12 protein-coding genes are annotated in these 14,292 nt (G+C 40.2%); 6 read left to right on the forward strand and 6 right to left on the reverse strand.

Features of this window, described 5'->3' with window-relative positions:
* Nucleotides 1–250: 250 nt before the first annotated feature.
* From EWV84_RS13370 to EWV84_RS13390, 5 genes are read right to left on the reverse strand one after another with little or no spacing between them, the layout of a single operon-like run.
* A complete protein-coding gene (locus tag EWV84_RS13370) occupies nt 251–2,197 on the reverse strand; it encodes a pentapeptide repeat-containing protein (protein ID WP_287078370.1) in 1,947 nt (648 codons plus the stop codon).
* A 5-nt stretch (nt 2,198–2,202) separates the two neighbouring features.
* Entirely contained in the window at nt 2,203–2,487 is a 285-nt protein-coding gene (locus EWV84_RS13375) for a DUF2103 domain-containing protein (RefSeq protein ID WP_286826806.1), read from the reverse strand.
* Between the two features lie 2 nt (nt 2,488–2,489).
* Nucleotides 2,490–2,783, reverse strand: coding sequence for an ATP-dependent Clp protease adapter ClpS (gene clpS, locus EWV84_RS13380; protein WP_002765336.1), 294 nt, complete (start codon nt 2,781–2,783; stop codon nt 2,490–2,492).
* A 55-nt stretch (nt 2,784–2,838) separates the two neighbouring features.
* The gene (locus tag EWV84_RS13385) at nt 2,839–3,972 is read right to left on the reverse strand and encodes a glycosyltransferase family 4 protein (RefSeq protein ID WP_287078372.1); all 1,134 of its coding nucleotides are present in this window, start codon (nt 3,970–3,972) and stop codon (nt 2,839–2,841) included.
* A 60-nt stretch (nt 3,973–4,032) separates the two neighbouring features.
* On the reverse strand, nt 4,033–4,695 hold the full coding sequence (locus tag EWV84_RS13390) for a 4'-phosphopantetheinyl transferase family protein (protein WP_287078373.1): 663 nt from the start codon (nt 4,693–4,695) through the stop codon (nt 4,033–4,035).
* Nucleotides 4,696–4,805: 110 nt separating this feature from the next.
* Here EWV84_RS13390 and EWV84_RS13395 point away from each other — a divergent pair, with 110 nt between their 5' ends.
* The 6 genes from EWV84_RS13395 to EWV84_RS13420 all read left to right on the forward strand — a co-directional run bounded on the left by EWV84_RS13395 (nt 4,806) and on the right by EWV84_RS13420 (nt 11,270).
* Nucleotides 4,806–5,747 carry a serine hydrolase gene (locus EWV84_RS13395; RefSeq protein ID WP_287078374.1) on the forward strand — a complete coding sequence of 314 codons (942 nt, stop codon included), beginning with the start codon at nt 4,806–4,808 and terminating at the stop codon, nt 5,745–5,747.
* A gap of 225 nt (nt 5,748–5,972) precedes the next feature.
* Complete coding sequence (locus EWV84_RS13400) at nt 5,973–7,322, forward strand: ParA family protein (RefSeq protein WP_287078375.1); 1,350 nt, start codon at nt 5,973–5,975, stop codon at nt 7,320–7,322.
* Nucleotides 7,323–7,982 (forward strand): ParB N-terminal domain-containing protein, encoded by a 660-nt coding sequence (locus tag EWV84_RS13405; protein ID WP_287078376.1) that lies wholly within the window; start codon nt 7,323–7,325, stop codon nt 7,980–7,982. It abuts the gene before it with no gap.
* Nucleotides 7,983–8,112: 130 nt separating this feature from the next.
* Entirely contained in the window at nt 8,113–8,805 is a 693-nt protein-coding gene (locus EWV84_RS13410; protein ID WP_287078377.1) for a Uma2 family endonuclease, read from the forward strand.
* A 227-nt stretch (nt 8,806–9,032) separates the two neighbouring features.
* On the forward strand, nt 9,033–9,725 hold the full coding sequence (locus EWV84_RS13415; RefSeq protein ID WP_287078378.1) for a Uma2 family endonuclease: 693 nt from the start codon (nt 9,033–9,035) through the stop codon (nt 9,723–9,725).
* 120 nt (nt 9,726–9,845) lie between these two features.
* Complete coding sequence (locus EWV84_RS13420; protein WP_287078379.1) at nt 9,846–11,270, forward strand: FAD-binding domain-containing protein; 1,425 nt, start codon at nt 9,846–9,848, stop codon at nt 11,268–11,270.
* Between the two features lie 6 nt (nt 11,271–11,276).
* Here EWV84_RS13420 and EWV84_RS13425 read toward each other — a convergent pair whose 3' ends face one another.
* Complete coding sequence (locus tag EWV84_RS13425; RefSeq protein WP_287078380.1) at nt 11,277–13,922, reverse strand: efflux RND transporter permease subunit; 2,646 nt, start codon at nt 13,920–13,922, stop codon at nt 11,277–11,279.
* Nucleotides 13,923–14,292 lie beyond the last annotated feature (370 nt).

Genomic DNA, 14,292 nt, shown 5'->3' on the forward strand with positions numbered 1-14,292 from the left:
GTTAAAAGTTAAACTTCAAGTTTTTATTCAGGACGAATGTACTGATTAACTAATTTTTTGGGGAAAATTAGTTAACCCATCATTATAACATATAATTAATTTGCAAGAGTTCTAATAAGCTGTCAAGCATTTAAATTACGAACAGCTTAACCTTCCGTAGGTATCACGGTTCAAAGTAAGGGTCATTTTTCCACTCATATTTCTGCTCCCCAAAACGAAAAGATCACTACTGTATTTAAATTTTTACAGTTTATTTTAAATAAATCAAGAGATTTAACCCCGGAATCGTGCGCGAGAGAGTCCAGATAAGGAGAGTGATATAAAAGATGCCGATACCCCATTGATACCAAACTAAAAAAGAAATGATAGGGGGTAATTCTTGATCGCGAACTCGCCAATCATTAAAGCCTAATTTTAGCAAATTATTGAGACTTAAATCGTAATAATTTAACCAATTCCAACGCTTTTGCCAAGGAATAGGAGTATAACGATCGCGAAAGAGGGGAAATTGGGGAACCACGGGTAAACGGGTGATTAATAAGCGTAATTGTCGCATACTACCATCTTGCAGGAAATAGGAACTATCCATTAAATCGTGATAGCGTCCCCGACGATAAAGTTCGATAATTAAAATTAGGGGTAAGGGGACAAGAATTAGGGCAATGGCTGTTAAAGTTAGTAGGGGACGACTGGCAGATTGCAGGATATTAAACACACCTGAAAGGGTGAGAATACTATAGCTAGTTACCATACAAAGAATTTCATAACGATTAGGAATTACTGGTTTAGGTGTGAGACGACGCACGCGATCAATTAACCAAAATAAACAGCCAAAATAGGCAAAAATTATGATTCCTGTACCGAAAACTAAACTAAAATTTGTACCATCTTGACTTAATAGTAATAGTAAAGCAAGGAAAGAAGTATGCAGAAAATCAGCTAACCAAGTGAGGTTAATTAGGCGAATAATTGAGATATTATTCAGTTTTTGTTTTAACTGTTGAAAACGCAATTTTTCGGTTTTGTATTCAATTTGATTGGCATCGGCAATTTGTTCTAGGGAGCGGAAATTACGAACTAAATTTCTTAAAACTGTTTCATTTCCTGTTAAGGTTGGTAAATAAATTGCTTGACCAATTACTCCTCTATCTCCCAGTATTTTCGCTTTATCGGAATCAAAAGCTAATCCCGATACACTCAAATAACTATTTTTAGTAAAAGTGGAATTACTAAAATCTACCTGATCTAAAAGTTTCAGATCTTGAAAACTAACCACACCATTAAAATAACTAGATCGGAAAGCACCCGATTTTTCAAGAGTGGCATTTCTAAAGGTTAATAAACTTAAAAATCTACTCTTAGAAAATAGCGGACGATCTCGCCATTGACTTTGGGAAAAATTGGCTTCTTTTTCCCAGAAAGTACGGGTAAAATCTGCGGTTTTATCGTATTTAGTTTGATCAAAATAAGCTTCGGCAGTAAAATGACTGCGATGGAAGTTGGTAATACTTTTAAAATGTGCCGTGCGAAAGATAGCTTTATTTAAAAATTGACTTTGACTAAAATTTACATCTCCCATAAAAGTGGCTTTGGTAAATTTCGCTACCCTAGCAAAACGAGATTCTACCCAATTACTTTCACGACTAAATTTTGCTTCCATGGCTTCGACAATTTGCAGAAAAAAAGTCTTAGAAAAGTCCACTTCTCCCATAAATACGGTTCCGGACAGCTTCACAGGTCCGCGAAATACTGTGACATTAAAAACCGGTTCATCGCTATCGAATAAAAAATTTTCGTCCTGTTGTAATAACTGTTCTTCCGTGGGTGATAATAAGGTAGCGAGAGCCACTTTTGTTAAAGGAGTCGGTAAACCCAGACGGGAAGCGATAAAATTGCCTTGAATTAAGGAATTACTAAAATCTAAACCTAGGGGTTGTTTAGCGCGATTAATTTGACCTTGAATCTGTTGATAAAATTGTTCCTGGAGTTCCTTATTTTCATCGCGGATATCGATAACTAAATTGGCTAAATCAATGGTAGTCATCCCTTCTTTAAGGACGGGTGCGCTTAAACGTTCCTGCAATAAAGTTACTGTTAAAGGAACTCTATCCACTACTGCCAAACTAGGGAGAGAATGTACACAGAAAAACAGAAAAAAAATAATTAGTAACCAGCAGCCTTTCAACAACGCAGCCACGACAGTTATTTTCCTAAACAAGCTTGGATAGCCATTTCTAAATCCGCTTGGTTTAAATCGGTGATAACAAAGACTTCCTGCACACTTTTTCCTGTCCTCGCAATCACCTTAAAACCACCAAGAATTGGCACTGATATCCGCAATTGTAACCGCGGACAATGACCTTTTGAGCGAGAAAGTACCCCCGGGGTGACAGTGGTGATTCCTTGATAGGTAATTAACTTTTCTAATACCGCAATCAACCCCGGAATATGAGTAGAATGATTCCAAACTAAGCGACCATTATTCATAATTATGCGGCCTCTAGAGGAGCCATAGTTAATCCTTCCCGTCGCAATTGTTGGTGATAAAGTTCCGCTTGTTCTTGGGGACCTGTCCAGACAATTGCTTGTCCTTGGTAGTGAACTTGATTAGTTAATTCCCAAGCTCGATCGGTAGTCATATCCGGGATATATTTAATTAAACAATTGGCCACATGATCGAAGGTGTTAAAGTCATCGTTGAGAACAATAACTTTATAGTTGGGATAAGTCTTTTTGACAACTTGGGTGGACTTATCTAAGGTGGTACTGGGTGCGCTGGCCATAAAAGTTACAATAGGTCAAGGTTTTTGCAATTAAATTCGAGCATTTTGACAACAATTAAGCGGCAAAAGCCACAGAATTATTATTCAAAACCCGGTGATAGTAATTTAATAATTGTTTGCTGGCCGCTTGCCATGCCCATTTTTCCGCTTCTAGGCGCGCATTTCGTCGTAATTCCTCTCTTTCTGCCTTGGCGGTTAGTAATCTTTGGGTGGCAGTAATTAAACCTTTCTCATCCCTAGGATCGAAGAGATGACCATTAACTCCATCGGTGACAATATCGGGAATTCCCCCCGAATTTGCCGCCACCACCGGACAACCGGCAGCCATGGATTCTAAAAGTACCAAACCGAGGGTTTCTGTGCGTGAGGGAAAAAGAAAAGCATCTGCGGAAGCAAAAGCGGAGGCTAATTCTAACCCCTGTAAATAACCGACAAAATGGGTATTTGTGTCGGCAAAATGACTTGTTAAAGCTTCCCGATGGGGACCATCTCCCACAATGGCAAATCTTGCTTCGGGAATCGCTTCTAATACTGGTTTAATGCGAGCGATTTCTTTTTCGGCCGAGACTCGACCAACATATAATAAGAGAGGACTATCGGGGTTATTTTGGGATAATTTCAGTCTCATAGCCGGGGATTTTAAATGAGGTTGAAATAATTCCGTATCGACTCCCCTTTGCCAAAGCTCTACCTTTTCAATGCCACGACTAGATAATTCTTGCACCATAGCAGTGGAAGTACAGAGATTTAAACTTGCTTGATTGTGGGCCAATTTTAATAATTCCCAGAGTAATCCTTCTAGGGAACCTAACCCGTAGTGTTGTAGGTATTGGGGGAGATGGGTATGATAGGAAGCGACGAGGGGAATGTTCATAGTTTTGGCAAAATAAATGCCTCCCACCCCTAAAATAGCGGGGTTAACCACATGAATAATATCGGGTTTGAACCTCTCTAAAGCTTGACCGACTGAGGGCCGGGGGAAAGCCATTTTTAATTCCGGATATAGGGGTAGGGGAATCCCTGTAACTCCATGAATCTTAGCACCTTTGTACTCTTTTAAACCGCCATCGGGAGAGAAAACTAATACCTGATGACCTAATCTTTGTAGGTGGTCAACGGTATGTTTAAGACGGGTGACAATTCCATCGATTTTCGGTAAGAAAGTTTCTGTAAAAAGAGCAATTCGCATAGAGAAAACAAGATTAAGTAATAATTAAGGACACCTGAAGGCAATTAACTACCCAATTAATCATAGATCAGAAAGGCCAAAGGTTTTAATCACTCGATCGCTACCTTCGATAACCACCGTCGCTCGATAATTATCGCCGATTTCTCCTGTCCATAATTGCCATTCCCCCGCCACATTGTCTAATTTTAAGGGATTGAGGCCTACTTCCACTCGATCGAGTCCCCCGCTAATTCCCGTTCCCAGTGCCTTTAAATAAGCCTCTTTTGCCGTCCATAACTGAAAAAATAGCTTTTCCTTCTCTGCGGACTTTTCAACCAGATCATGTTCCCTAGCACAAAAAAACCTTTTTGTCAAGCTATCTAAATCTTTCACCCCGCGCATTTTCTCTAAATCTACCCCGATGCGAGCGGTTAAAGTCAAGCCACAGATTGCCATCTCCTCGGAATGGGAGAGATTAAACTGCAATTGGTAGTTAATACTCGGTTTTCCCCGTTCACTGTAGATAAACTCGATTTTTTCGGGACTTATCGCCAAATATGACCCTAAAATCTCCCTTAAACATCCCCTAGCCACCAAAAAACGCCGCTTGTGTTCGGGAAAATGGTAACGATTAGCTCTAATTATTTCATCTTCCGAGAGCAAAGAAGCCAGTTTTTCTAGTCTGTCCCCAGGCGGATCGAGACTGATAAAATAGAGATGAACCTCATCGGTAGATATAAACATTAAACTCAGAAGCGTTCAAATAATTAATTATCGGTAAATTTTACCGTAAAATGAGAATTGCCGACTCAAGAATTTATCCACCTTCTAACTCTTGACTTTGCAGCACACCTATGAACTTTTTTCATACTGAAGACCACCTCCAACAGTTCGGTACAGATATTTTAGAAACAACTTGGCGAGAATTTCCCCAATTAGCTCAAGAACAAATTGCCCTAACTTGGATAGTATATGATCCTCCCGTTATCGTCAACACGGGGGGAGCAATTTCTCACGAAGAATTCTGGAAATATTCCCCCCGCGGATTTAGCTATCGCGGACAAGAAAGAACCTATCCCGCTAGTTTAGTGAAATTATTTTATCTAGTAGCAATTCATGAGTGGTTAGAAGGGGTAATGATTGCCGAAAGCACCGAATTAAATCGCGCCATTCGTGACATGATTGTTGACTCTAGTAATGATGCTACCAGTTTAGTTGTAGATCTGGTCACGGGAACCACTAGCGGTCCAGAAATTGCCGCCGGTCCCTTTGAAACTTGGAAGCAACAACGCAACATAGTTAATCGTTATTTTCAATCCCTAAATTGGACAGAATTAGCGACAATTAACGTTAATCAAAAAACTTGGTCCGATGGTCCCTATGGACGTGAACGCGCTTTTTTAGGGGAATTAATGGAGAATCGCAATATGTTAACTAGCAATGCAGTGGCGCGTTTAATTCATACTATTGTCGGGGGGATTGCTGTTTCTTCCCAACGTTCCCAGATGATGATGTCTTTACTAAAACGAAGTCTTAATCCTGCTGATTGGACAAGTCAAGGAGATGATACACAAATCTTAGGATTTCTCGGACAAGGATTACCAGAAAATAGTCAAATTTGGTCAAAAGCTGGTTGGACAAGTCAAGTGCGTCACGATGCAGCCTATATTGAAATTCCCCATCATACTCCCTATCTCTTAGTGGTATTTACCGAGGGAAAAGATAACAGTCAAAATCGCTCAATTTTACCTTTTATTTCCCAGAAAGTAGCCGAGAAAATTATGCAGATTAATTAATTGAAGCTGTCAGTAGGATGGTTTTTAGATAAACATCCTACTGCAATAAACCCGTAAATTGACTGATATTCATCTCAATATGTAGCTTTTCTGGGATAGATGGGGTTCGTTCTTGCAGCTGAAATACCCGATTAAGTAAGGATTTAGTCTGTGCTTCACCTTGACGAGAAGGGCTGTCATCATTTAAACTAACAATAAGTTGTTCTTAAGTATTTCCTCAAATGTGTGACTTTCAATCCTCACTATTGTCATAACGAAAGGGAAGTGGAGAGTAAATTAATCGTCCAGTATTTACTCCCCAAACTAGGCTACAATGCCGAACATTGGTATCAACAAGTTAGCTTCGGTAAAGTACGCTTAGATTTCCTTGTTTCCGCTCAAAAACCTATCAACAAAAAGCAGTTTTTATCCTCTCACTGTCTAGTTATCGAAGCTAAAAACCCCAGAGAAAAGCTGATCAATCATCGTCACCGCTTAGGTTATTATCTCAACTACTTTAAAGTGCAGTGGGGATTATTAACCAATGGTTATGAGATTCTACTTTATCAAAGGAAACCCGATAAAATTTATTTAGTTTTTAGATGTTCTGGGTTAGAAATTGCCTCTCACTTAGAACAGTTAAAATCTCTGATTGGCTACGAAACCTTATCTTTAGGTATTCAACCGCTCAATTCTCCAACAATCAACAACAGAAATCCCATGAAAACCATCGCAATTTATCATCATAAAGGTGGTGTTGGTAAAACCACCGTCGCTACCAATCTAGCGGCAGCTTTGAGTAAAAAAGGCAAGCGAGTATTATTAATTGATATTGATGCTCAAGCTAATAGTACCTTTGCCGTTGGTTTAATTAAGTTTCAATTCGATGATGACGATGATTTAAAAGATAAAAACGTCTTTCATTTGCTAGATAACAGTAACCGCATTTTTATTGAGAATATCGTCAGAAAGTCCCAAGGATTCAATCATCCAGAAATTGATGTTATTCCCTCTCACATATCTTTAATTGCTAACCAAGCTAAAATTAAAGATAATGCAGCGGTATTTGCTAGATTGGCAAGAAAATTAGAGAAAGTAAATAATCAATACGATATTGTAATTATTGATGCACCTCCCGCACTTGATTTATATGCACGCATTGCTTTAATTGCCGCTGATTATCTGATAATTCCTTCTGATCTTAAACCGTTTTCTAATCAAGGATTAGATAGCGTTAAAAACTTTGTTCAAGAGGAAATCAATGAAAGTCGTGGAGATTTGGGCAAACCAACACTACAAATTTTAGGCGTTTTACCTTCCAAAATTTCCACCCACGCTCAATACTTAAAATATAATTTTCCCAAACAAAAACAAGTGATTCCAGACAAATATAGTTTACCCTTGATGGAATCAACTATCTCGGAAAGAATGCCTTTATCTCGCTGTATAAATCAATACGTTACCGTGGGAGATTTAGAAATTCCTGCCCCCCAATCTATAATTGATTATGCGGAACATCAAGCTGATGCGGGAGTATCAGCAGCAGAATTTGAAGCCTTAGCAATTGAAGTTTTAGCTAAAATAGGAGTTAAATAAATGTGGAAATTTTTACGAGTCGATATTACTGATATTAATCCTTCCGTTGCCAGAGAAACTTTCTCTGAAACTGAATTGGAGAATTTAGCCAATCTTATTATTGAAATGGGTGGAATTATTCGCCCTGCTATTCTCAAAAAAGCTGATAATAAAAAAGTTGATGAACGTTATAATATTATCAGTGGAGATTTAGAATATTATGCTTCTGTCATCGCTAATAAGAAAGTTTCTGACATCGAGATGATTAACGCTTTTGTAGTTGATAAAGAAGCGGAGAATATTGCTTTACAGCAAATGCAGTTATTATCTCCAGATAAAATAATAGATAATCCTCTAGAATTGAGGATGAGTAATCTTGAAAAACGATTAGAAACCCAGTTACAAGCAATCCGAGAGGAGTACCAAAAAGAAATCAAAAGACTGGAAGGAAAAATTAGTGTTTTTCCTCCTCCTCCTCCTCCTTCTTCTAAGTCGATTTTAGAGCTTTTGAATACCTGTGATTATAATCAACTTAAAAAGGCGGGAATAAATAAAACAGTTACTGGAAATTTTCTAAAGGAGAAGCCCTTTGTTTCTCTAGATGATATCATTGATCGAGTAGATAAAATGGGGGCATCAACTCTGATCAAATTAATGGATTATTTATTGACTTCTAATTGATGTTTGTGGGTGTGTTGAGCTACTTTAACACACCCTACCGATCGATGTTATAATAATGGAAGATCAGTAAAAAAGCCTGATCCGATAGCGGGCAAAGATTAACTAGAAGACGGTTGAAAAGAGAAAACTTATGATAACTACCCCAGTAATTGCTGCTTCTTTAACAATTCCTCCCCTAGAAAACGGCGATAAATTAACTCGATGGGAATTTGAACGACGTTATCAAGGGATGCCCCATCTCAAAAAAGCGGAATTAATTGAAGGAATTGTTTATATGGCATCTCCCTTGAGAATTACCCAACATGGTGAACCCCACGCGCATATTATGTTATGGTTGGGTTTTTATAAAGCTTTTACCCCCTATCTGCAATTAGGGGATAATTGTACCGTGAGATTAGATATTGATAACGAACCCCAACCGGATGCCCTATTAAGAATTGACAAGGGAGGACAATCGATAATTAGTCAAGATGATTATGTAGAAGGCGCGCCGGAATTAATTGTCGAAATTGCCGCTTCTAGTGCTTCCTACGATGTGCATCAAAAATTAAATGTCTATCGTCGCAATCAAGTCCAAGAATACCTAGTCTGGCGGTTTTATGAACAAGAATTTGATTGGTTTCGGCTACAGGCAGGAGAATATATTAAACTAGAAACCGATAGTGATGGCATAATGCGCTCCCAAATCTTCCCCGGTTTATGGCTAGATAAAAACGCTTTATTAATGGGCGACTTAGGAAAAGTTTTAGTGATTTTGCAGCGGGGGTTAGAAACAGCAGAACATCGAGATTTTGTCAATAAATTAACTGATAATCACAGCTAGATTTTAAAATCAGAGAAATGTTTTCTCTCAAGCGTTCTATAATATGGGAGAAACGACTTTGCTCAAACTAATGGATTATTTATTGACTTCTAATTGATGTTTGTGGGTGTGTTAAACTACTCTAACATCTCCTACCTATCGATGTTATAATAATAAAAGATGACTAAAAACTGGTGATCTAAAAGCTGGCAAAGATTAACAAGAAGACGGGTGAAAAGAGAGAACTTATGATAACTACCCCAGTAATGGCTGCTTCTTTAACAATTCCTCCCCTAGAAAACGGCGATAAATTAACTCGATGGGAATTTGAACGACGTTATCAAGCAATGCCCCATCTCAAAAAAGCGGAATTAATTGAAGGAATTGTTTATATGGCATCTCCCCTCAGATTTGAAAGTCACGCCGAGCCTCATGCTAATATTATCGGATGGTTAGCTCTCTATAAAGCGGCGACTCCTGGTGTTAGATTGGGTGATAATGCCACTGTGAGATTAGATATTGATAACGAACCCCAACCGGATGCCCTATTAAGAATTGAAAAGGGAGGACAATCCATAATTAGTGAAGATGATTATGTAGAAGGCGCGCCGGAATTAATTGTCGAAATTGCCGCTTCTAGTGCTTCCTACGATGTGCATCAAAAATTAAATGTCTATCGTCGCAATCAAGTCCAAGAATATCTAGTCTGGCGGTTTTATGAACAAGAATTTGATTGGTTTCGGCTACAGGCAGGAGAATATATTAAACTAGAAACCGATAGTGATGGCATAATACGCTCCCAAATCTTCCCCGGTTTATGGCTAGATAAAAACGCTTTATTAATGGGCGACTTAGGAAAAGTTTTAGTGATTTTGCAGCGGGGGTTAGAAACAACAGAACATCGAGATTTTGTCCATAAATTAACTGCCAATCACAGCTAGATTGTAAAATTAGATAATTATTCTTTATCCACTGTCCTATAATTATAGAAAGAGTATTTCTGGCTTGCAGTTTTACCCCCAATAATCTCGCTCCTGATAATCTTCTCATCACCTCATTCTATGTCAAATCTAATCCTTTTCTGGCATCGTCGCGATTTACGTCTCTCGGACAATATTGGACTTAGTAAAGCTAGGGAACGTAGTCCGAAAATTATCGGGGTTTTCTGCCTCGATCCTGCTATTTTAGAAGGGGATGATATCGCCTCTGCGAGAGTTGCCTATCTCCTCGGTTGTCTAGAGGAATTAGCCAAAAATTATCGCCAAAAAGGTAGTCAATTACTGATTATTCGCGGCAACCCCAGTCAAACACTCGTCAACTTAGCCAGCAATTTATCAGCAAAAGCAGTTTTTTTTAACCTCGATATTGAACCCTACGCGCGTCAACGGGATCAACAGGTAATTGCCGCTTTACAAACAAAAGGAATTGAGGTAGAAACCTTCTGGGATCAACTTCTCCACGCTCCAGGGCAAGTCCTCACCCTCTCAAAAAGCCCCTACACCGTATATACTCCTTTTTGGAAAAATTGGAGCCAATTAGCCAAAGCCAGCCCCACAACCCTAGAAAACCTGCAAGGATTAGACGAAAATGAAGGGGAGAAACTCACAGAAACTATTAATTTACCAACCCTAGAAAATTTAGGTTTTACTTGGCAAAATCCCTTACCCCTCACCCCCGGAGAAAAGGCCGCCAGTAGCAGATTAGAAGAATTTTGTCAAGGGGTTATTAACAATTATCAAGAAGATCGTAACTTCCCCGCTGTTGATGGCACCTCGCGCTTGAGTGCCGCTTTAAAATTTGGCGCGATTGGCATTCGCACAACTTGGACGGCAACCCTAGAGTTATTAGAAAATTGCCGCGCCCAGGAAGCAAAAGATGGTATTATCACTTGGCAGCAAGAGTTAGCCTGGCGGGAATTTTACCAGCATTGTCTCTATTTTTTCCCAGAATTGGCGGTCGGTGCTTATAGAACAGAATTTCGTCATTTTCCTTGGCAGGATAACGAAGAACATTTTCAAGCTTGGTGTGAGGGAAAAACCGGCTATCCCATCGTTGACGCGGCGATGCGACAATTAAATGAAACAGGATGGATGCACAATCGTTGTCGCATGATCGTGGCGAGTTTTTTAACCAAAGACTTAATTATTAACTGGCAAAAAGGCGAAAAATACTTCATGCAGAAACTTTTTGATGGCGATTTAGCCGCTAATAATGGTGGTTGGCAGTGGAGTGCCTCTAGTGGCATGGATCCGAAACCTTTAAGAATTTTTAATCCCGCTAGTCAGACACAAAAATTCGATCCAGAAGGGGAATATATTCGTCAATGGTTGCCGGAATTAGCTTCCGTAGATACGGAATATTTAGTAACCGGGAAAATCCCCCATTTAGAAAGACATCGTTGTGGTTATCCTGAGCCAATTGTCGATCATAATCAACAACAAAAAGAATTCAAACGACTCTATAGTAATCAGAAGCTAAAACGGTAAAAATAGCTACTTTTGACCGGCTTTAATCTGGTTCCAAACATCCTCTAAACTTAGATATAACACAGGCACAACAATTAAACTCAACAGGGAAGAAGTGACTAAACCTCCCACAATTACCATCGCCATGGGTTGCCGCAATTCCGCACCAGTACCCAATCCCAAAGCGATCGGAATCATGCCTAAAATTGTCGAACAAGTGGTCATTAAAATCGGTCTTAACCTAATCATTCCCGTCTCTAAAACCGCTTGCTCCCGACTCCAACCCTGTTGACGCAATTGGTTAGTATAATCCAGCAATAACACAGCGTTTTTATCAAGTAATCCCAAGAGGAAGATAAACCCGATCAGAGAAATCATACTAAACTCACTACCCGTTACCAATAACCCCAACATTGCCCCCACAATCGCTAAAGGTAAACATAAAGCGATGACGATAGTTTCTAGCAGTCTTCTGAATAATAACCATAAAACTCCTAACATTAAAATTGTCGCTAGGATTAAAGTGCGACCAAAACTGCCCAAAACATCGCTACTTTGAGAAGAAGTACCCCAACGCTGTAAAGTTATCCCTTCCGGTAAAGGAATCCCTTCAATTTTAATGGCCGCATCTTCTAATCCTAAATCCGGACTAAGATTAGCACTGAGAAAAATCGCCTGTTGACCATTTAAACGCTCGATCGCCAAAAAATCCCCCCGCTCATTTAATCTAGATGATAGGGAAATATCCTTTAAACCGGCGATTTTAGCGGCCTCAACCCGCAATTTCTCGGCACTATCGCGCAATAGCTGCAAATCATCGCTTTTAATCGCAATTTGGATCGGCTTTTCCGCTTCCGTCTGCACAAAAGGAATGTCCTCGATACTGACATTCACCCCTCTAATTGTCGGTAAAATTTGCCGAATCCGTTGCTGCACCGCACTGGTGTGAGATTGACGATCGCTCTTCAGTTTAATGTGAATTTTGCCACGATTCGGCTCACCCCGTAAACCGGCGATCATAAAAGTCGATTCCACTTCCCCATCCCGCAAAATCGGCGCTTCTAATTTGCTGCCATCGCGGATAGTGCGACGCAAAAGAAAACTTTCGGGAGAACTCGCTAACTGGGAAATCCAAGCGAAACTATCACTAGAAATCTTAGCCGTCGGTTTATTAGGACTAATTTGCGTTATTTTCGGCAAAGGAGAAGTATAAACCAGATTAAACTCGCCGCGATCGAGTCGGGGAATAAATCCCCTAGAAATAAAAGGAATCAGGGCAATACCCGCAAAAAAGGTAATTAGGGCAATAGCAATGACCAGCAAACGATGACGCAATGACCAGTTTAAGAGCCGTCGATAGGCGTTCTCAATCGGTCGCTTTTGTTTCGTCATTTTTGCCCGTGACTGCGGTTTCAGCCAATATACTGCCAAAACTGGCGATAAAGTTCTGGCGATCAACAGAGAAAAAATCACCGCAGCCGAGACAGTTAAACCGAAGGGTTGGAAAAACTGTCCCACCGCACCCCCCATAAAAGCGACGGGTATAAACACGGCAACAATGGTTAAAGTGGAAGCAGTGACAGCTAATCCGATCTCCCTTGTCCCCTTGAGTGCCGCATTTTTCGGGGTTTCCCCCGCGTCGATTAAACGGGAAATATTCTCCACATCAACGATCGCATCATCCACGACAATGCCGATCACCAAAGCGAGGGCCAGCAGCGTCAGGGTTTCCAGATTAAACCCATAGATTGCCATGATAATGAAAGTCCCCAAAAGAGATAGGGGTATAACCAGAGCAGAAATGATTGTAGCGGCGAAACTGCCTAAAAATATCAATATCACCAGCACCGACAGCAAAACTGCCAAAAGTAAATCATCGATCGTGCCTTGTAGGGCAGCGCGAATATATTCCGCTTGGGTTTCAGCTAAAATTATCTTGACATCGGGCAGTTTTTGTGCTATGTCTTTAACCAGTTTTTCTGCTTGGGCGGCCAGATCGAGACTATTGGCAGCACCTTGTTTGATTACCTGCACTGCGATCACCTCTTGTCCGTTAAAGCGCACCAGCGTGGGCAATGGTCGGGTTAAGCTTTTATGGGGATTATCTTCCCTAACTGTACCTTGACCGAGTAAATTAACTTTAGCCGTACCTTCGAGAGCTTTTAAGGGCGGAATTAAATTATCTTGGGCGATTTGGCTTAATTCTTCCAGAGTTTTCTGCTCACTCACCAGCGCATAGGTGACTGTTGCCGACTCATTTAAATCAACGGGGATAACTTCTGTGGTAGCTTGAGGGGGTAAAGGGACTTGCGAGATAGCCTGTTTAACTGCTGCCGTGGCCTTGTCTAAATTTGTGCCAATTTTAAAGAAAACGCTGATTACTGACTGTCCGGGGGAAGTAGTCGAGGACACATCGCGACAACCGGGGAGAGAGAAAAGGGGATTTTCTAGGGGTTTAGTTAATTGCTGTTCCGTGGTGATAGCAGTAGCTAAATCCGCTTGAGCGTTAATTATTACGACTGGAAAGCTGATATCGGGGAAAAGAGCGTATTTTAGGGAACTAAAAGCCAAAATTCCCGCCACGGCCACCGCTAACCAGAAAGCAATGGTTAACCTCGGGGCATTAATCGCTATTCGAGAGATATTCAGACGTTCTCGCCATGATTCTTTCATCTTTGTTGAATAAGTGGGGTGTGGGGTGTGGGGTGTGGGGTGTGGGGTGTGGGGTGTAGGGTGTAGGGTGTAGGGTGTCGGGTGTGGGAAGAATAAATAAAAATAATCTCCTGTCTCCTGTCTCCTGTCTCCTGTCTCCTGTCTCCTGTCTCCTGTCTCCTGAATACTCACTCCTAACCCCATGGTAGATGTGGGATTTTTGCAGGAGTTCTATTTTCCGACAAAGATAAGTAAAAATTATTTATTGACTGCAAAAACTTGAGAATATTTAAATTAACATTTCGCAATATTTATAAATTCTTAAGAATTAATTGAGAAAGATTTTTATTTAACAACGATGTTGCAATGGTTACAGCGATTTGATAGAATT

This window comes from Microcystis sp. M_QC_C_20170808_M3Col, assembly GCF_007095505.1.
Lineage (GTDB): Bacteria > Cyanobacteriota > Cyanobacteriia > Cyanobacteriales > Microcystaceae > Microcystis.